Consider the following 18,476-nt stretch of genomic DNA (forward strand, 5'->3'; position numbering starts at 1 on the left):
ATTAGAGGACACTGACATGACCAACCCCCGTCACAACCAGCGCGACGTCTATCCCGCCACCGGCACCGAGATCACCGCGAAAAGCTGGCTGACCGAAGCGCCGATGCGCATGCTGATGAACAACCTGCACCCCGATGTGGCCGAGAACCCGCACGAACTGGTGGTCTATGGCGGCATTGGCCGCGCCGCCCGCACATGGGATGACTTCGATCAGATCGTCGCGTCGCTGCAGAAGCTCGAAGAGGACGAGACGCTGCTGGTGCAATCGGGCAAGCCCGTGGGCGTGTTCCGCACCCATCCCGACGCGCCGCGCGTGCTGATCGCCAACTCCAACCTCGTGCCGCATTGGGCCAACTGGGATCACTTCAACGAGCTCGATAAGAAGGGTCTGGCGATGTACGGCCAGATGACCGCGGGCTCGTGGATCTACATCGGCGCGCAGGGCATCGTGCAGGGCACCTATGAGACCTTCGTCGAAGCGGGCCGCCAGCACTACGACGGCAACCTCAAGGGCAAATGGATCCTGACCGGCGGCCTTGGCGGCATGGGCGGCGCGCAGCCGCTGGCGGCGGTGATGGCCGGGGCCTGCTGCCTTGCGGTGGAATGCGACGAGACCCGCGCCGACTTCCGCATCCGCACCCGCTATTGCGACGAGAAGACCCATTCGCTGGACGAGGCGCTCGAGATGATCGACCGCTGGACCAAGGCAGGCGAGGCCAAGTCGGTCGCGCTGATCGCCAACGCCGCCGATGTCTTCCCCGAACTGGTGCGCCGCATGCAGGCGGGCGAGCCGATGCCCAATGGCCGCCCCGATATCGTGACCGACCAGACTTCGGCGCATGACCCAGTGCACGGCTACCTGCCCAAGGGCTGGAGCGTTGCCGAATGGCGCCAGAAGCAGGAAAGCGATCCCAAGGGCGTGGCCAAGGCCGCCAAAGCCTCGATGCGCGACCATGTCGCGGCGATGGTGGATTTCTGGAACGCCGGTGTGCCGACGCTCGATTATGGCAACAACATCCGCCAGATGGCGCTGGAAGAGGGGCTGGAGAATGCCTTTGCCTTCCCCGGCTTCGTGCCTGCCTACATCCGCCCGCTGTTCTGCCGCGGCGTCGGCCCGTTCCGCTGGGCGGCGCTCTCGGGTGATCCCGAGGACATCTACAAGACCGACCAGAAGGTGAAAGAGCTGATCGACGATCCGCATCTGCACAACTGGCTCGACATGGCGCGCGAGCGCATCGCGTTCCAGGGCCTGCCGGCGCGCATCTGCTGGGTCGGCCTCGGGCTGCGCCACAAGCTGGGCCTCGCGTTCAACGAGATGGTCCGCAACGGCGAGCTGAAGGCGCCGATCGTCATTGGCCGCGACCACCTCGACAGCGGCTCGGTGGCTTCGCCGAACCGCGAGACCGAGGCGATGAAGGACGGCTCGGACGCTGTGTCTGACTGGCCGCTGCTCAACGCGCTGCTCAACACCGCCTCGGGCGCGACATGGGTGTCGCTGCACCACGGCGGCGGCGTCGGCATGGGCTTCTCGCAGCACTCCGGCATGGTGATCTGCTGCGACGGCACCGAGGCGGCGGACAAGCGTCTGGCGCGGGTGCTCTGGAATGACCCTGCGACAGGCGTTATGCGACATGCGGATGCGGGCTATGAGATCGCTCTCGACTGCGCCCGCGAGCATCAACTCAACCTGCCGGGGATCCTGGGGTGACACAGCACGAGACCGCCTTCGCCGAACTAGACACAGCCTTTCCGGGCCGGATCGAACGCAGCGAGGCGGTCCGCGTGCAGCACGGGGCAGGGGACAGCTGGCATCCGGCGGCCTTGCCCGACGCGGTGTTCATGGCGCAGAGCACGGAAGAGGTGGCGCAGGCGGTCAAGATCTGCGCCGCCCATGGCTGCCCGATCGTGCCCTTCGGCGCGGGCAGCTGCATTGAGGGGCAGGTGAACGCCACCCAAGGCGGGCTCTGCATCGACCTGTCGTCGATGGACAAGGTGCTGCGCGTCAGCCCCGAGGACATGGATTGCAGCGTGCAGGCGGGGCTCACCCGGCAGCGCCTGAACGAAGACCTTCGGGCAACGGGCCTTTTCCTGCCCATCGACATCGGTGCCCATGCCACGCTTGGCGGCATGGCCTCAACCCGCGCGTCGGGAACGATGACGGTGCGCCATGGCACTATGGCCGATCTGGTGATGGGGCTGACCGTGGTGCTGCCCGACGGGCAGATCGTCCGCACCGGCGGGCGGGCGCGGAAATCCTCGTCGGGCTATGATCTGACGCATCTCTTCATCGGGGCAGAGGGCACGCTTGGGATCATCACCGAGCTCACCCTGCGCCTGACCGGCATCCCCGAGGCGTCGAAGGCCGGGCTCTACAGTTTTGCTTCGATCGAGGCGGCGACGCAGACCGTGGTTGAGGCGCTGCAGTTCGGCCTGTGCCTAAACCGGATCGAGCTGATGGACACGCTGCAGGTCAAGGCGATCAACGCCTACAACAAGGTCTCGCTGCCCGAGCAGCCGACTCTGCTGGTCGATCTTGCCGGGTCGCAAGGCCAAGTGGAGGCCGACCGCGACACCTTCGATGCGCTGGCCGGTGAGAACGGTGCCGAGGTGCATCCGGTGGACACGCCCGAGCAATACGCCAAGGCCTGGGCGCTGCGGCATTCGGCGCTTTACGCCGCGCGTGGTCTGCGGCCCGGCTGCAGTTCGCTGTCGACGGATGTCTGCGTGCCGGTTTCCGAACTGCCGCGCATCCTGACGGAGATCGAGGCGGTGCTGCAGGATGAGGGGATCGTCGCGCCGATGCACGGCCATGTGGGTGACGGCAATTTCCACCTCGTGATGCTGTTCGATCCCGAGAGCGCGGAAGAGAAGGCGCGGGTGCAAAAGGTGCACGGCCAACTGGTCGCGCGTGCCATCGAGCTGGGCGGCACCGCCACCGGCGAACATGGCGTCGGGCTGGGCAAGAAAAGCTATATGGAGGCCGAACACGGTGCGGCGCTGGCGTTGATGAAAACGCTCAAGCGCGCGGTGGATCCGGCCAATCTGATGAACCCGGGCAAGATCTTCGATCTTTGAGGCCCGGTAACCAAAGGGCAGGTGCCTGATTTTTGGGCGCTTGCTCTTGCCTGTCACAAACCCTCGTGAGAAGGGCCAACGGCAGGGATTGACACAGGGGCTCAGCGTGGTCCCTTTTGTCTAGTCAAAATCGGAACCCAGCCCCAAAACTGGCCGGGACCGACAACAGGGAGACTACTGGATATGCGCAACAAAGTCATCTCCGCACTGGCGGGTGCCGCGCTTCTGATGGGTGGGGCCGTCGCGGCCCAAGCGCAGGACGCGCTGGCTCGCATCAAGGAAGCTGGCGTCATGAAGGTCGGCACCGAGACTGCCTTTGCCCCCTTCGATTACATCGACGCGGGCGACCACGTGGGCCTGAACATGGACGTTTTCGCCGCAATCGGTGAAGAACTGGGCGTCGAGATCGAATGGATCACCCTCGACTGGGCTGGCGTTCTGCCGGGTCTCGAAGCGGGTCAGTTCGATGTGGTCGCGGGCCCCGCAACCATCACCAAGGCACGTATGGAGCGCTACCGCTTCACTCCGCCGATCGCCGAGGCCACCGTCGCCCTGCTGAAATCGGCCAAGGATGATTCGATCAGCAAGCCCGAGGACATCGCTGGCAAGACCATCGGTTCCGGCCACGCCACCGCGCAGCTCGCCCAGCTCGAAGAGTTCGGCGCGACGCTCGACCCGGCACCGGAAACCAAGGACTACGTCTCGTTCAACGAGGCCTATGCCGACCTCGCCGCTGGCCGTATCGCCGGTGTCGCCAACTCGCTGCCGAACATCGCCTTCGTGGCGCAGCAGCGTCCCGAGGTCTTTGAAGTGGTCGCGCCCTTCGGCACCAAGACCTACTTCGGCTTCCCGGGCCTGAAGGACGACGACCACGCTTCGCTGATGGACGCCATCGACGCAGCTCTGCTGAAGATGAAGGCCGACGGCCGTCTCGGCGAGATGCAGCAGAAGTGGTTCGGCCAGACCTTCGAAACGCCCGACGCGGTGACCGAGCCCAACATCTAAGGCTTTCCCTGCCGGTCCGTGCTACGCGGGCCGGCCCTTTCGGCCTGACCGGCGGAGGGTCATCCGACCACCGCCGGTCTTTTTCAGCCGGTCTTTTCAGCCGGTTTTCTTCACCCGCACCTGACGCCAAGCCCGAGGCCCTTCCCGGACAATGAGCTGGAAACTCTTCAACCTGCTGCTCGAAGCCTCGCTGATGACCATCTGGGTCAGTGCGCTGTCGATCGCAATCGGCCTTGCGCTGGCGATCCTGCTGTCGGCAGCGAACCTCTCGGGCATCCGCCCGCTGCAATGGTTCGCGAAATTCTTCATTTCCTTCTTCCGCGGCACGCCGCTGCTGGTGCAGCTGCTGCTGCTTTATAACCTGCTGCCGGTGATCGGGGTTCAGATACCCTCGATGGTGACCGCGGTGATCGGCCTGTCGATCTGTACCGCCGCCTATCAGGCCGAGAACCTGCGCGGCGGTTTCGAGGGCGTGCCCACCGGTCTGGTCGAAAGCGCCGACATGGCGGGCTTCACCAAGAGCCAGACCTTCTGGCACATCCGCGTGCCGATCGCGCTGCGGCTGACCCTGCCCGCGCTGATCAACGAGGCGATTCTGATCCTCAAGGCGTCGTCGCTGGTCTCGGTGGTCGGTCTGATCGAACTGACCCGCATGGCGCAGAACCTCGTGGCATCGACCTTCATGCCGCTTGAGATTTACGCCAGTGCAGGCCTCATCTACCTCGTCATCAACCTCGTGGTCGCCACCGCTGGCCGCCAGCTCGAACGTCGCCTTCCGGGCGTGGGAGGCAAGTGATGGGTTTTGATTTCAACGTCATCCTGTCGAAACAGGACGCGCTGATCTCCGGCATCGCGATGACGGTCTTCGTCTGGGTCGTCGGCACGCTGGCCGGTGCGCTGCTGGGTTTCATCATCGCCACGGCGCGGCGCTACGGCGGCACGCTGATCGACAAGGCGCTGACCGTGCCGATCGAAGTGATCCGCGGCACGCCCTTCCTCGTGCAGCTCTTCCTGCTCTATTTCGGCGGTCCCTACATCGGCCTGTCGCTCGACGCGCTGCCCGCGGGTCTGATCGCGCTGAGCATCTACGGCTCGGCCTATTTCGCCGAGATCTTCCGCGCCGGTTACCAGTCGGTGCCGCCGGGCCATGTGGAGGCGGCGGAGTGCCTTGGCTTCACGCGGATGCAGGTGATCCGCAACATCCTGCTGCCCGAGATGGCGCTGCTGGTGATCCCGCCCTCGGTGAACATGGCGATCATCCTGCTGAAGGAAACGGCGCTGCTGTCGCTCATCACGGTTCCCGAGATGACGATGACCGCCAGTGCCATCGGCTCGCAGGAATATGCCTTCGTCGAGGCAATGGTACTGATCGCGCTCGTCTATTGGGTGCTGGTCGAACTGGCGGGCCTGCTCGGGCGGCTCGCGGAAAAGAAACTCTCAAGATACAGGCTGGCCAAGGCATGAGCGACAACGCGATCTCCGTTCAGCATCTGGTGAAACGCTTCGGCACGACGACCGTGCTCGACGACATCTCGCTGGAAATTCCGCGCGGGCAGGTGTCCTGCCTGATCGGTCCCTCGGGCTCGGGCAAGTCGACGCTGCTGCGCTGCATGGCGTTCCTTGAAGAGGCCACCGACGGCTCGATCTTCATCGAAGGCAGCCCGCTCGGCTTCGTCTACGACGGTGCGGGCAAGCGCCAGCGTCAGAGCGCCAACGAGCTGCGTAAGGTGCGCTCGCAGATCGGCATGGTGTTCCAGCAGTTCAACCTCTGGCCGCATATGACCGCGCTCGGCAATGTCTCCGCCGCGCTGCGCCGGGTGCGCAAGATGAGCAAGGCCGAGGCCGAAGAGAAGGCCATGGTGCAACTGCGCAAGGTGGGGCTGGAAAACCGTGCCGGGCACTACCCCAGCCAGCTTTCCGGCGGCCAGCAGCAGCGCGTGGCCATCGCCCGCTCGCTGGCGCTGGAGCCGAAGATCATGCTGTTCGACGAGCCCACCTCGGCGCTCGACCCCGAGCTTACCGGCGAAGTGCTGAACGTGATGCGCAGCCTTGCCGCCGAGGGGATGACCATGGTCGTGGTGACCCATGAGATCGGCTTTGCCGCCACCGTGGGCAACCAGATCAGCTTCCTCGATCAGGGCAAGCTGCTGTTCACCGATGCGCCGTCGAAAGCGTTCGCCAAGCCGCGCCACCCGCGTCTTGAACAGTTCCTCGACACCTATCTCGACCGCGGCGCCTCGACGCTGGTCTGAGGGAGGGGCGCGGATGATCAAGGAGGGCGCTTCCCGACAATCGCTGCACGAGCGCATTCGCAGCGATCTGGAGGGCAAGATCCTCTCCGGCGCGTGGCCCCCGGGCCACCGTGTGCCCACCGAGCAGGAGTTGCGGCTGGAGTATGGCTGTTCGCGGATGACCGTGAACAAGGTCATGACCCAGCTCGCCAACGCCGGGCTGGTGCTGCGGCGGCGCAAGACCGGCTCGATCGTCATGCCGCAGCAGAGCCAGAACGCGGTTCTTGAGATCAAGGACATCAAGGACGAGGTCACCGCGCAGGGGGCCGCTTACCGCCACGAGGTGGTGGCGCGGGTTCTGCGCGCGGCGAAGGCGACCGAGGCCGACGAGCTTGGGGTCGAGCCCGGCACGCAGGTGCTGGCGCTGACCTGTCTGCACTATGCCGATGAGGCACCGTTCTGCCTTGAGGACCGGGTGATCAATCTCGAAGTGGCGCCGGATGCCGAGGCAGAGAGCTTCACCGATCTGGCGCCCGGTGTCTGGCTGCTTCGGCACATTCCGTGGAGCGAGGCCGAGCATACGATTGCCGCGGTCGGCGCGTCGGCGCGGGTGGCGGAACTGCTGGATCTGTCGACCGGCAGCCCCTGTCTGGTGATGGAGCGCCGGACTTGGCGGCAGGGCGAGACCGTGACCGAGGTGCGGCTGACTTATCCGGGCGCCGCCAACCGCCTGAGCGCCCGCTTCACCCCGTCATTGCCCTGAGGCTCAGCGCGGCCGGGCTCCGTCGAGAAATAGCGTGATGGCGCGGTCTCGGCGCGCGGCGCGAACCTCGGGCGTCGAGCAATAGCGTTCCGGATCCAGCAGCTTGTGGATGCCGTTCCCGAGGCACATGTCCATCAGTATCTCGGCAGCGGGTTCGCAATCTGCCTGATCAAGCGCCAGTTCGCCCTTGTCCACGGCCTCGGACAATTCGCGGGCGATATGACTGCGCAGCGTCAGCGCGCCACTCTCGAGGATGCTGCAGGCTAGCTTGGGGTAGGTCGGGGCCGAGGTGATCACCGCGCGCAGCAGTTCCAGCGGCGCTTCGTTGAGGCTGGGCTCTTCGTTCAGCGTCAGCAGGTGGCGCAGGCGTTCTTCCAGCGGAGCCCCGGCGTTTTCGCTGTCACGGCTGCGGAACAGCCGCGCCCCGATGCGCGCGAAACAGGCCCCCAGAAGCTCTTCGCGACTGTCGAACATCGTGTAGATCGTCCGTTTCGACATATGCACGTGCCGCGCGATCGCGGCGACCGAGACGTCTTCCAGCCCATGCTCGGCAATCATCTGCGTCGCCGTCGACAGCACCAGTTCCTCGCGGGTTTTCTGGTCCATCTGGACCGGGCGGCCACGGCGGCGCGGTGCAGACTCGTCGTCGGCGGGTGTGCTGGAATCGGTCATTGGTGTCCTTGGGTCACATAGGGCATTCTAAATCGTAACACTGGCACATGTGGGTGCTTTACAAAACGGATGCGTTTCCTTATCGCGATTCAGGACCTGCGCGCAAGACGCGCCTTCTTTTGTTTCCGGAGCCCTTCCATGTCGAACCGCCCCGCTTCCAGCCTGATGCGGCGTCTTGCCCTGATTGGCGCAGTTTTCGTCGCGCCTGCCGTTTCCGCGCAGCAGCAGGGTGAGGCTCCGCCGCAGCCGGTCACCGTGGTGACCCTCGAGGCGCAGGATGTGACGCTGACCACGAAACTGCCGGGCCGCGTGCAGGCCTCGGGCGAGGCCGAAGTGCGCCCGCAGGTGGGCGGCATCATCGTCGAGCGCCTGTTCGACGAAGGCACGGACGTCAGCCGCGGCGACCCGCTCTATCGCATCGACCCGGCGAGCTACGAGGCGGCCAAGGCGTCGGCGGAAGCCAGCCTCGCGCAGGCTCAGGCGCAGGCGGCCTCTGCCGAGCGTGAGCTCAAGCGTCAGCAGGAACTGCGCGACCGCTCGGTCACCAGCCAGCAGACGCTGGACGACGCACTGGCGGCGCGCGACGTTGCCGAAGCGGCGGTGAAGGTTGCCGAGGCGCAGCTTCTGTCGTCCAACATCGACCTTGAGCGCACCACGATCCGCGCGCCCCTGACCGGTGTCGTGGGCCTGTCGGACGCCACACAAGGCGCGCTTGTCACCGCTGGTCAGTCGACCGCGCTGACCACCATCCGCGCGCTCGACACGGTGAATGTGGACGTGACGCAATCGGCTGCCGAAATGCTGCGCTGGCGCCGCTCTGGGCAGGCTGCCGCCGAAGAGAGCGAGGCACGGGTCAGCCTGCGCCTTGCCGATGGCGAGGTCTATGAGCACACCGGCCGTCTGGCTGCCGCCGAGCCGCATGTGAACGAGCAGACCGGCGTTGTCGTGCTGCGTCTGGAATTCCCCAACCCCGATCATTTCCTGCTGCCCGGCATGTATGTGCAGGTCGAACTGCCGCAGGGCAGCGTCAGCGATGCCGTTCTTGTGCCGCAGGAAGGCGTGACCCGCGACCGCCGCGGTCGCCCGGTCGCCATGGTGGTGAACGCCGACAACCAAGTGGAAAGCCGCCAGATCACCATCCAGCGTGATCTCGAGAACGCATGGGTGGTGACCGAGGGGCTCGACGCCGGAGATCGTGTGATCGTCGCGGGCCTGCAAAAGATCGCCCCCGGCCAGACCGTGACCCCCGAGGAGCGCGACGCGACCGAAACCGCCGCCGCCGACCCCGGCGCGGCGACCGAGTGACCCCCGGACAAGGAGCCTTCTGATGGCACGTTTCTTCATCGACCGTCCGGTCTTTGCATGGGTCATTTCGATCCTGATCATGGGGATCGGGGTGCTCTCGATCCTCAACCTTCCCATCGCGCAATATCCCGAGATCGCACCGCCGTCGGTGCGCATCAGCGCGCAATACCCCGGTGCCTCGGCCGAGACAGTAGCTAATACGGTCACGCAGATCGTCGAGCAGCAGATGACCGGCCTCGACGGGATGCGCTACATGACCTCCTCGTCGACCTCGGCGGGCACGGCCTCGATCACCCTGACCTTCGAGTCGGGCACCGATCCGGACGTGGCGCAGGTGCAGGTGCAGAACAAGCTGTCACAGGCGACGTCGTTGCTGCCCGAGACGGTGCAGCGGCAAGGCGTCACCGTCGAGAAGTCCTCGTCGTCCTTCATGATGGTGATCGGCCTCATCTCCAACGACGGCAAGATGGATCAGGCCGACCTCTCGGACTACCTGAACTCCAACCTCGTGGACGAATTCAGCCGCATCGAGGGTGTTGGCGGGGCGCAGGTCTTTGGCGCGCAATACGCGATGCGCATCTGGCTCGATCCGTCGAAACTCTCGGCCTTCGAGATGACCCCCTCGGATGTGGTGAGTGCCGTCTCGGCGCAGAACGCGCAGATCTCGGCGGGGGCTTTCGGCACGCTGCCCGCGCCCGAGGGCCAGCAACTCAACGCCACGATCACCGCACAGTCGCTGCTGCGCACCCCCGAGGATTTCCGCAACATCGTGCTGCGCTCGGAAACCGACGGCGGCCTCGTGCTGCTGCAGGATGTGGCGCGGGTGGAAATCGGTGCCGAGAACTACTCGACCATCGCGCGCTACAATGGCAAGCCCTCCTCGGGCATGGCGCTGCAGCTTGCGTCGGGCGCCAACGCGCTCGATACGGCAGAGAGGGTGAAACAGCGGATCGAGGAATATTCCGAGTTCTTCCCCGAGGGCGTCAGCTACGTCATTCCCTATGACACCACCCCGTTCATCGAGATCTCGATCCACGAGGTGCAGAAGACGCTGATGGAAGCCATCGTGCTGGTGTTCTTCGTGATGCTGCTGTTCCTGCAGAACATCCGCGCCACGATCATTCCGACGCTGGCGGTGCCCGTGGTTATCCTCGGCACGTTTGCGATCCTCGCCATGGCGGGCTTCACCATCAACACGCTGACCATGCTGGCCATGGTGCTGGCCATCGGCCTGCTCGTCGACGACGCCATCGTGGTGGTGGAGAACGTCGAGCGGATCATGGAAGAAGAGGGCCTTGGCCCGCGCGAGGCGACCCGCAAGTCGATGGGCCAGATCACCGGCGCGCTTGTCGGCATCGCGCTGGTGCTGTCGGCAGTGTTCGTGCCGATGGCCTTCTTCGGCGGCTCCACCGGGATCATCTACCGGCAGTTCTCGATCACCATCGTTTCGGCCATGGGCCTTTCGGTGCTGGTCGCGCTGACGCTGACCCCGGCGCTCTGCGCCACCATCCTCAAGCCCAAGCACGGACATGGGACCGCGCGTGGTCCTCTGGGCTGGTTCAACAAGGGCTTTGACAAGCTGACCGGCGGCTACGCTGGCACCGTGGGGCATATCATCAAGCGCCCGCTGCGGATGCTGGTGGTCTATGGCGCGCTTGGCTACGGCATGGTGTTCCTGTTCAACAGCACGCCCACGGGCTTTCTGCCGAATGAGGATCAGGGCATCCTGATGACCCTTGTTCAGGGGCCGACCGGCGCCACCGCCGAGCGCACGCTTGATGTGGTCGAGCAGGTGCAGAGCCACTTCATCGAGAATGAGGCCGAAGCAGTGGAGTCGGTCTTTGGCGTGGTCGGTTTCTCCTTCGCGGGGCAGGGGCAGAACATGGGCCTCACCTTCGTGCGGCTGAAGGACTGGGAAGACCGCCCCTCGCCCGCGCAGAGCGTGCAGGCGGTGGCGGGCCGGGCCTTCCCGGCGTTCATGGGCATCCGCGACGCCATGGTCTTCCCGATCGTGCCGCCGGCGGTGATCGAACTGGGCAACGTCTCGGGCTTTGACTTCTTCCTGCAGGCGCAGGGTGGTCAGACCCACGAACAGCTCCTCAACGCGCGTAACCAGATGCTGGGCATGGCGGCGCAGAGCGATCTGATCGCCTCGGCCCGTCCCTCGGGTCTGGAAGACGCGGCGCAGTTCAATCTCGACATCGACTGGCGTGCCGCCGGTGCGATGGGCGTCACCCCGACCAATGTCGGCAACACGCTGTCGATCGCGTGGGCAGGTCAGTATGTGAACGACTTCAACGACAACGGGCGGATCAAGCGCGTCTACGTGCAGGGCGAAGCCGACAGCCGCGCCACCCCCTCGGACCTCGAGAAGTGGCGGGTGCGCAACTCGAACGGTGATCTGGTGCCCTTCGCCAACTTCACCACCGAAGACTGGACCTATGGCCCGCAGGGTCTCAACCGCTACAACGGCGTGCCGGCGATGCAGATTCAGGGCTCGCCCGCGCCCGGTGTGACCACCGGTGAGGCGATGGCCGAGATCGAGCGTCTCGCCAGCCAGCTGCCGCCGGGCTACCAGATCGCCTGGACCGGACTGTCGCTGGAAGAGCGCGACTCCGGCGGCTCGGCCCCGCTGCTCTATGGGCTGTCGCTGGCGGCGATCTTCCTCTGCCTTGCGGCGCTCTACGAGAGCTGGACCATTCCGTTCTCGGTGATGCTGGCCATGCCGATCGGCGTGCTCGGCACCATGGGCGCGGCCTATTGGTTCGGCTTTGAAAACGGCGTCTTTTTCCAGGTCGGCCTGCTGACCGTGATCGGCCTCACCGGCAAGAACGCCATTCTGATCGTGGAGTTCGCCCGCGAACGCTACGAAGAGCATGGCGAGCCACTGTTGGTTGCGGTGAAAGAGGCGGCGCGGCAGCGCTTCCGCCCGATCATCATGACCTCGCTGGCCTTCAGCCTCGGCGTGGTGCCGCTGGTGCTTTCCAGCGGCGCGGGCGCTGGCGGGCGTCAGGCGGTGGGCTCGGCGGTGCTTGGCGGGACCATCACCGGCACCGTGCTGGGCGTGCTCTTCGTGCCGCTGTTCTTCGTCGTGGTGATGAAGGTCTTCGGTCGCAAGAAAGAGCGCGAACTGGCCGCGAAGCGGGCCGAAATGGCAAGCTGAGCGCAGCATCCTGCGAGACAAAGAGAGCGGGCCTTCGGGTCCGCTCTTTTGCATTTCGGCTGCGCCCTCCGCCCAGAATCAAGGCGAAGCCGCCGGGCGAGCGCTGGCCCGTCCCGACGGGCTGGCGCTTTTCAACTCTGCGCAATGATCGCATGTGATCCGGATTTGACGCCATAAAGTGTCTACCTCGGACGTAGCAGCGCCACCCCACGGGCCAGCGATCGCCCGGCTCCCATTGCGCCGTGACCGGCAGCCGAACCCTTCGAAGTCACTTTACCTTCCGGCTTTGCCCCGCAAAGCTGCACCCGTCTCAAATATAAGGCCCGTCTCCATGACCGATCACACGCTTGCCGCCACCCCGCAGACCGTCCACTGGGGCCGCTTCTGGTCCGACCTGCCGCCGGTGATGTGTGTGGCGCCGGGCGACCGGGTGACCATCGAGACCTTTTCGGGCCGCCAAGAGGTGCTGCCCAAAGAGGGCTCGGGACTGACCGTGGCGCCCGCGCATCGCGACATCCTCGCCGCCGACATCAAGGGGCAGGCGCATCTGCTGACCGGGCCGGTGGCCATCGAGGGCGCCATGCCCGGCGACGTGCTGAAGGTAGAGATCGAGCGTATCGAGCTGGGTGCCGACTGGGGGTTCAACGCCGTGCGCCCGGCGTCGGGAACGCTGCCGGGAGAGTTCCCGGTTTCGCAATCCACCGTCACGCTCATCCCCATCGACCGCAAGGCGCGCACGGGCAAGCTGCCGTGGGGGGCGACCCTGCCGCTTGCGCCGTTCTTTGGCGTCATGGGTGTTGCGCCGCCGCGTGAGTGGGGCGAGCTTACCTCGATCCAGCCGCGCCTGCACGGGGGCAATATGGACCTCAAATTGCTGACCGAGGGCACCACGCTCTATCTGCCCATCCACACCGAGGGGGCGCTCTTTTCCTGCGGCGATGGCCACGGCTGTCAGGGCGATGGCGAAGTCTGCATCACCGCGCTGGAAACCTCGCTGACCGGCACCTTCCGCTTCGATCTGCTCAAGGGTGCCGGCGAGCGCATCGACCTGCCGCGGGCCGAGACCCCGACCGAGCTGATTTCGATGGGCTTCCACGCCAGTCTCGACACGGCGCTGCAGATCGCGCTGCGCCAGATGATCGCGATGATCCGCGAGCGCGTGGAGATCAGCGAGACCGAGGCCTATCAGCTGTGCTCTCTGGCGGCGGATTTCGCCATCACCCAGTCGGTGAATCAGGAAAAGGGCGTGCACGGGCGGCTGCGCAAGGCGCTGCTGCAGACCGGCTGAACCTCAGGCCAGCGCCGCCTGTTGCTCGAGGCTGCGGGCGATTAGCTCGGGCGTTTCGGGCCAGTCGATGAAGGCGGGCAGCACCGGACCCTCAAAGCCTGCCGCGCTCAGCGCCTCGGGCACGTCTTCGAGCATATGCCCGGCGTTGAGCGCGAACTGCGGCAGGCAGATCGCCTGTCCCAGTCCTTCGGCCTGATCGCGCAGAAAGGGCGGCTCTTCGACATAGCCCGCGCGGGCCTCGGCAAAGCCCAGAACGCCGTTGAGCGCGGCGGCGAAATCACGGGCGCTCTCGGCGCTGGTGCGCGAGACCGCGCTGCCATGGGCGGCGATCAGAAGCGTGGTCTGCGCGGCGTCCCAGCCTTTCTCGGAGAGCGTTCGGCGCAGCGCCTGCGCGGCGCTCGCAATCAGACTGGCTTCGGTGCCGAACGGCTCGAGCACCCGCAGGCCCAAAGGCGCGGCACGCTCGGCCAGAACCTTCTTGGTGAAATAGCCGCGCGCCATGAAATAGGGGTAGATCCACGGCGCGCCGAGATCCGCCACAGCCGCATCGAAAGCGCCTTCCTTTGCCAGCGTCGCCCCGCCGATGCGCCAGCCGGGTAGGCGGGCCGCGACGCGGGCGGCAAGCTCGGTCAGCGCCGCCTCCTGCGGGTCGGGGTCGGAGGGGCTGCCATGGGCGACGATCAGCGCGGTTCGTGTCATGTGGCTCGGTCTTTTCACTGCTGCGGATGGCTCCGAACATAGGGCCGCAAGAGTTTTGGAAAACTCTTGCAAGCCCCTTCGAAGGAGCTTGGCCCCTAGTCGCGGAAGGCGCCTGCGAAAGGCTCGGGCAGATCGAACTCCTCCAGCACGCGGGCGCGGCCCTCGGGCGACATCTTCAGCGCGGTCTTCTCGACGATGCGCTGCAGACCTTCGGCGTCGCGTCCCTCGGCAAAGGGCGAGAAATACCACTTCAGGAACGTAAAACAGATCACGTCCTCCAGCGCCTGCACCTCGGCGTCGCGCTTGATGCCTTCCTTGCGCAGCAGCACGCCGATGCGCTCTTGTTCGGCGCTTGGATAGCCCGCCTTGGACATCATGCCCGCCAGCCGCGCGCCGTGGCGGCGGCCCTGCTCCTTGCGCCAGGCGAAATAGCCGGGGCGGTCCATCGGGAAGCTGTCGCGGGGCAGAAGCCAACGCTCCACATGCTGGCCGCGCGCCGCGATCTGCAGCACTTCCGACGCATCGGGAAACAGCCGCGCCAGTTCCGAGCTCATCCGCTCGCCATAGATCTGCGCCGCCGGGCGCCCGTCTTCCTGGGTCGGATCCTTGGCGTTCGCGGCGTCGATCTCGTCGAGGACGTCTTGCAATGCGCTCATGATCGGGCTCCTTCGAAAATCTGCGATGCGCGGGGTGCGCGCGGCCAAAGTCGCATGGCCGTGCCACGGGCGCAACGCTTCGCACCTTGTGGGCGGCGGCAGAGTGACGCGCAGGGCCGAATGCGGTTGAAACCTATGCGCTGCATGTATCTCATTGAGCCGACGCGAATTTCGATGCGGAGCCGTCATGGCAAAATCCCCCGACACCGACCGGACCCGGGCCGAAGACCTGCTTGAGCCAGAGGCGCAGCGGCGCCTGCGCAGCGCGGCGCGGCTCTCGGCCTTTGCGGCGGCGCTCTGGCTGCCGCAGGCGGCGGCGCTGTCTTGGGGCATTGCCGGCTGGGCCGAAGCGGCCCCGCTGTCGCGTACGCTTTGGGCGGCTCTGGCCTTTGCGCTCTTTGGGGTGCTCCGCGCGGGGATCGAGCGGCGTGCGGCGCGGCTGGCCTATGCCGCCGCCGACGAGACCATCCATGCGCGGCGTCAGGCACTGCTGGATCGCGAGGCGCTGCGCAGCGGCGGCGCGTCATCGGCTGCGCTGGCTGCGCTGCTGACCGAGAAGCTGGCGGTGCTGGGCCCTTGGATCACCCGCTACCGGCCCGCGATGGCGCGGGCGCGGCTGCTGCCGCTGCTGTATCTGGCGGTGATCCTGCCGATCTCTTGGGCGGCGGGGCTGGTGCTGCTGGTCGCCGGGCCGCTGATCCCGCTGTTCATGGCGCTGGTGGGGATGGCGGCCAAGGACGCCAGCGAAAAGCAGATGGTCGAGGTGGGCGCGATGAACACGCTGCTGATCGACCGCATCTCGGCCTTGCCCGATCTGCTGTTGCTCAACGCCGCCGAAGCCTCGCGCGCCGAGTTCGAAGCCCGCGCCGACGGGCTGCGCGAGCGGACCATGGCGGTGCTGCGGGTGGCCTTCCTGTCGTCGACGGTGCTGGAGCTTTTCTCGGCGCTGGGGGTGGCGATGGTGGCGGTCTACGTCGGCTTCTCGCTGCTTCGCGAGATCACCATCGGCACATGGGGGCTGTTCGGGCCGCAGCTGACGCTGTTTCAGGGGCTCTTTCTGCTGCTGCTCGCCCCGGATTTCTTTCAGCCGCTGCGCGATCTGGCTGCGGCGTGGCACGACAAGGCCGCCGCCGAGGCGGTGGCGGAGGAACTGGCGCAGGTCGAGGCCGAGCCCGGCGTTGCCGCGCTCGGGCAGGGAGGCAGCGCCGCGCCGCTTCCCGGCCCGGCCTCGGTGGCGCTGCAAGGCGTGCGCGTGCAGCGCGGGGCGCAGGAGATCGCGCTGCCTGATATTGCGGTCGGTCCGGGGGCCTCGCTGGCGCTTTGCGGGCCAAGCGGGGTGGGCAAATCCACCGCGCTCGACCTTATCGCCGGGCTGCTGGTGCCAAGTGCTGGCGAGGTGCGGGTCGCAGGCCAGCTCTTGAGCAGCGAGTGCGCCGACGCGTGGCGCGCACGGCTCGCCTACGTGCCGCAACAGGTGCATATCCCCGACACCACCCTGCGCGGCTTTCTCAGCGGCGCGCCGGAGGGCGATGTGCCGCCAGAGGCGCTGCGACGGGCAAGGGCCGAGCGGATCGTCGAGGCGCTGCCGGACGGGCTCGAGACGGTGCTTGGCGAGAGCGGTGCCGGGGTTTCGGGGGGCGAGGCGCGGCGGTTGCTGCTGGCGCGAGCGCTGATCCGCGGTGCCGATGTGATCCTTGCCGACGAGCCTACCGCCGATCTCGACGCGGCGACGGGGGCGGCGATCATCGAGGTGCTGCGCGATCTGGCCGCCGAAGGCCGCACGGTGATTGTCGCGACGCACGACCCGGTGCTGGCCGAGGCGATGGCGCAGCGCATTGATCTGGAGTCGGGCGCATGCTGAAGCTCTGGAAGGTTCTGCGCCTGCTGTGGCGCGCGCATCCCTTTGCCATGTGGCGCGGCGCGCTGCTGGCGGTGCTAGTACTGCTGATGGGCGCGGCGCTGCTCGGGCTGTCGGGCTGGTTCATCACCGCCACCGGGCTGGCGGGCATCGCCGGTATCGGCATCGCCTTTGACGTCTTCCGCCCGAGCGCCGGGGTGCGCGGGCTCGCATTGGGCCGGGCGGCGGCGCGCTATGGCGAGCGGCTGCTGACCCATGATGCCACGCTGCGCGCGCTGGCCTCGCTGCGGGTGACGCTGCTGCAGCGGCTCGAACGGTTCCCGGTGGCCGACCTGCGGCGGCTGCGCGGGGCTTCCGCGCTGACCCGGATCACCGCAGACGTGGACGCGCTCGACGGCGTGGTGCTGCGGTTGGCGTTGCCTGTGGCGGCGGCGCTGGTCACCCATGCGGCGGTGTTTCTCGGCCTCTGGGCGCTTACCTCGCATGCGGTCGCGATCTCGGTGGCGGCGGGCTATCTGCTGGGCGGCGGCGTGGTGCTCTGGCGGGTTGGGCGCGCGACGCTGGGTCTGTCGGCGCGGGCCGAGACCGCCTCGCAGGACCTGCGCCGCCGCGCCATCGGCCTGTTCCGGGGACGGCGCGAGGCGATCCTGCAGGGCGCGCTGCCGCGCTGGCGGGCGGGGCTAAATGCGGCGGAGACCGAGGCACGGGCCGCGATGGACCGGCTCGATGCCATCGACACCGGGGCCGGCATGGTTCTGTCGGCGCTCGTGACGCTGGTGGTGGCGCTGGCCTTCGTGCTGGGCGGCTGGCTGGTGAGCGCCAGCGATCTCGATCCGGCGCTGGCGGCGATCGGCGTCTTCGTGGCGCTGGCGCTTGGCGAGACGCTCGTGCCGCTGCGCCGCGGCATGGCCGAGATCGGCCGGATGCGCGACGCCGCCGAGCGGGTGCTGGCCGAGCCGCCCGAGCGCGCGGCCCCGGCCCGTGCCGCCGCCGCAGAAGGGCCCGCGGATGTGGTGCTCGACCTGCGGCATCTGTCGCTCGCACGGCCGGGCTGGAGCCGCCTGCTGCTGCATGATCTTTCCTTCGCGCTGCGTCCCAGCGAGATGCTGGCGCTGCGCGGGGCCTCGGGATTGGGCAAATCCACCTTGCTCGACGTGATCGCCGGACTGGAGCCGGTCACCGCCGGGGATGTGCTGCTGCTGGGGCGCCCGCTGGCGACATGGGCGGAGCCGGAATTGCGCGAGGTGATGACCCTCGTGCCGCAACGCGCGGCGCTGGTGTCGGGCACGGTTCTGGAGAACCTCGCGCTGGCGCGTCCCGGTCTGACCGAGCCAGAGGCGATGGCCGCGCTCGGCGCTGTGCAGCTTGCTGAAACTATCGACGCGCGGGGCGGTTTGCGTTCACCTTTGGGTGAGGGCGGGGCCGGTTTGTCGGGTGGACAGGCGCGGCGGCTGGTGCTGGCGCGCGCACTCCTGCGCCGCCCAAAGCTGCTGCTGCTGGACGAACCGACCGAGGGGCTCGATGGGCAGGTGGCGCGGCAAGTCATTGCAGGCATAAGGGAATTTTTGCCGGATGCGGCGATCATCACGGCTTCGCATCGCGTTGCCGAGCTTGAAGCTGCTGATCAAGTCATCGATCTGAAAAGATATATCCCAGAAATATGATGAACTTGATGCAGATCAAAACGCTGGCCCGATCGCCGGGTGTAGCAGGGCACCGGAAAGGTGTCGCTTGGTCAAGAGTATCCGCCCACCTCGATTT

15 protein-coding genes are annotated in these 18,476 nt (G+C 66.7%); 12 read left to right on the plus strand and 3 right to left on the minus strand.

The genetic code is table 11. From position 1 onward, the window contains the following. The first annotated feature begins 16 nt into the window (after positions 1-16). The 7 genes from hutU (at position 17) to hutC (ending at position 7,074) form a co-directional block, all read left to right on the plus strand. Entirely contained in the window at positions 17-1,708 is a 1,692-nt protein-coding gene (hutU, locus tag G0A00_RS10330; protein WP_164181110.1) for a urocanate hydratase, read from the plus strand. After that, on the plus strand, positions 1,705-3,075 hold the full coding sequence (locus tag G0A00_RS10335; protein ID WP_368667685.1) for an FAD-binding oxidoreductase: 1,371 nt from the start codon (positions 1,705-1,707) through the stop codon (positions 3,073-3,075). Before hutU ends, G0A00_RS10335 begins: the two co-directional genes overlap by 4 nt. A gap of 183 nt (positions 3,076-3,258) precedes the next feature. Continuing rightward, entirely contained in the window at positions 3,259-4,080 is an 822-nt protein-coding gene (locus tag G0A00_RS10340; RefSeq protein WP_164181108.1) for a transporter substrate-binding domain-containing protein, read from the plus strand. Between the two features lie 151 nt (positions 4,081-4,231). Further along, a complete protein-coding gene (locus tag G0A00_RS10345) occupies positions 4,232-4,876 on the plus strand; it encodes an amino acid ABC transporter permease (RefSeq protein ID WP_066102215.1) in 645 nt (214 codons plus the stop codon). Next, entirely contained in the window at positions 4,876-5,544 is a 669-nt protein-coding gene (locus G0A00_RS10350; RefSeq protein WP_066102212.1) for an amino acid ABC transporter permease, read from the plus strand. Before G0A00_RS10345 ends, G0A00_RS10350 begins: the two co-directional genes overlap by 1 nt. Then, positions 5,541-6,332, plus strand: coding sequence for an amino acid ABC transporter ATP-binding protein (locus G0A00_RS10355; protein ID WP_066102210.1), 792 nt, complete (start codon positions 5,541-5,543; stop codon positions 6,330-6,332). The genes G0A00_RS10350 and G0A00_RS10355 overlap by 4 nt, the downstream gene beginning before the upstream one ends. A gap of 13 nt (positions 6,333-6,345) precedes the next feature. Further along, entirely contained in the window at positions 6,346-7,074 is a 729-nt protein-coding gene (gene hutC / locus G0A00_RS10360) for a histidine utilization repressor (RefSeq protein ID WP_066102208.1), read from the plus strand. A gap of 3 nt (positions 7,075-7,077) precedes the next feature. Here hutC and G0A00_RS10365 read toward each other — a convergent pair whose 3' ends face one another. After that, on the minus strand, positions 7,078-7,746 hold the full coding sequence (locus G0A00_RS10365; RefSeq protein ID WP_164181106.1) for a TetR/AcrR family transcriptional regulator: 669 nt from the start codon (positions 7,744-7,746) through the stop codon (positions 7,078-7,080). A gap of 165 nt (positions 7,747-7,911) precedes the next feature. Between G0A00_RS10365 and G0A00_RS10370 the strand changes: the two genes are divergently transcribed. The 3 genes from G0A00_RS10370 to G0A00_RS10380 all read left to right on the plus strand — a co-directional run bounded on the left by G0A00_RS10370 (position 7,912) and on the right by G0A00_RS10380 (position 13,502). Continuing rightward, positions 7,912-9,051, plus strand: coding sequence for an efflux RND transporter periplasmic adaptor subunit (locus tag G0A00_RS10370; protein WP_164181218.1), 1,140 nt, complete (start codon positions 7,912-7,914; stop codon positions 9,049-9,051). Positions 9,052-9,073: 22 nt separating this feature from the next. After that, positions 9,074-12,214: an efflux RND transporter permease subunit gene (locus G0A00_RS10375; RefSeq protein ID WP_164181104.1), complete on the plus strand. Its 3,141-nt coding sequence runs from the start codon at positions 9,074-9,076 to the stop codon at positions 12,212-12,214. A 331-nt stretch (positions 12,215-12,545) separates the two neighbouring features. After that, the gene (locus G0A00_RS10380) at positions 12,546-13,502 is read left to right on the plus strand and encodes an acetamidase/formamidase family protein (RefSeq protein WP_164181102.1); all 957 of its coding nucleotides are present in this window, start codon (positions 12,546-12,548) and stop codon (positions 13,500-13,502) included. Positions 13,503-13,505: 3 nt separating this feature from the next. Here the strand turns inward: G0A00_RS10380 and G0A00_RS10385 are convergent, their stop codons facing one another. After that, a complete protein-coding gene (locus G0A00_RS10385) occupies positions 13,506-14,201 on the minus strand; it encodes a cobalamin biosynthesis protein CbiX (RefSeq protein ID WP_164181100.1) in 696 nt (231 codons plus the stop codon). Between the two features lie 95 nt (positions 14,202-14,296). Beyond that, a complete protein-coding gene (locus tag G0A00_RS10390) occupies positions 14,297-14,857 on the minus strand; it encodes a DUF4202 domain-containing protein (RefSeq protein WP_164181098.1) in 561 nt (186 codons plus the stop codon). Between the two features lie 187 nt (positions 14,858-15,044). Here G0A00_RS10390 and cydD point away from each other — a divergent pair, with 187 nt between their 5' ends. Together cydD and G0A00_RS10400 are read left to right on the plus strand one after the other, a co-directional pair. Continuing rightward, the gene (gene cydD / locus G0A00_RS10395) at positions 15,045-16,718 is read left to right on the plus strand and encodes a thiol reductant ABC exporter subunit CydD (protein ID WP_164181096.1); all 1,674 of its coding nucleotides are present in this window, start codon (positions 15,045-15,047) and stop codon (positions 16,716-16,718) included. After that, the gene (locus G0A00_RS10400; protein ID WP_164181094.1) at positions 16,712-18,379 is read left to right on the plus strand and encodes an amino acid ABC transporter ATP-binding/permease protein; all 1,668 of its coding nucleotides are present in this window, start codon (positions 16,712-16,714) and stop codon (positions 18,377-18,379) included. The genes cydD and G0A00_RS10400 overlap by 7 nt, the downstream gene beginning before the upstream one ends. Positions 18,380-18,476: the final 97 nt, after the last annotated feature.

Origin of the sequence: Salipiger sp. PrR002, from assembly GCF_010500775.1 — a bacterium.
Classification (GTDB): domain Bacteria; phylum Pseudomonadota; class Alphaproteobacteria; order Rhodobacterales; family Rhodobacteraceae; genus Salipiger.

Coding starts and splice junctions, on each gene's coding strand:
- G0A00_RS10365 (WP_164181106.1), bottom strand. CDS start 7,746: ATGACCGATTCCAGCACACCCGCCGACGACGAGTCTGCACCGCGCCGC.
- cydD (WP_164181096.1), top strand. CDS start 15,045: ATGGCAAAATCCCCCGACACCGACCGGACCCGGGCCGAAGACCTGCTT.
- G0A00_RS10355 (WP_066102210.1), top strand. CDS start 5,541: ATGAGCGACAACGCGATCTCCGTTCAGCATCTGGTGAAACGCTTCGGC.
- G0A00_RS10350 (WP_066102212.1), top strand. CDS start 4,876: ATGGGTTTTGATTTCAACGTCATCCTGTCGAAACAGGACGCGCTGATC.
- hutC (WP_066102208.1), top strand. CDS start 6,346: ATGATCAAGGAGGGCGCTTCCCGACAATCGCTGCACGAGCGCATTCGC.
- G0A00_RS10400 (WP_164181094.1), top strand. CDS start 16,712: ATGCTGAAGCTCTGGAAGGTTCTGCGCCTGCTGTGGCGCGCGCATCCC.
- G0A00_RS10370 (WP_164181218.1), top strand. CDS start 7,912: ATGCGGCGTCTTGCCCTGATTGGCGCAGTTTTCGTCGCGCCTGCCGTT.
- hutU (WP_164181110.1), top strand. CDS start 17: ATGACCAACCCCCGTCACAACCAGCGCGACGTCTATCCCGCCACCGGC.
- G0A00_RS10345 (WP_066102215.1), top strand. CDS start 4,232: ATGAGCTGGAAACTCTTCAACCTGCTGCTCGAAGCCTCGCTGATGACC.
- G0A00_RS10380 (WP_164181102.1), top strand. CDS start 12,546: ATGACCGATCACACGCTTGCCGCCACCCCGCAGACCGTCCACTGGGGC.
- G0A00_RS10375 (WP_164181104.1), top strand. CDS start 9,074: ATGGCACGTTTCTTCATCGACCGTCCGGTCTTTGCATGGGTCATTTCG.
- G0A00_RS10390 (WP_164181098.1), bottom strand. CDS start 14,857: ATGAGCGCATTGCAAGACGTCCTCGACGAGATCGACGCCGCGAACGCC.
- G0A00_RS10385 (WP_164181100.1), bottom strand. CDS start 14,201: ATGACACGAACCGCGCTGATCGTCGCCCATGGCAGCCCCTCCGACCCC.
- G0A00_RS10340 (WP_164181108.1), top strand. CDS start 3,259: ATGCGCAACAAAGTCATCTCCGCACTGGCGGGTGCCGCGCTTCTGATG.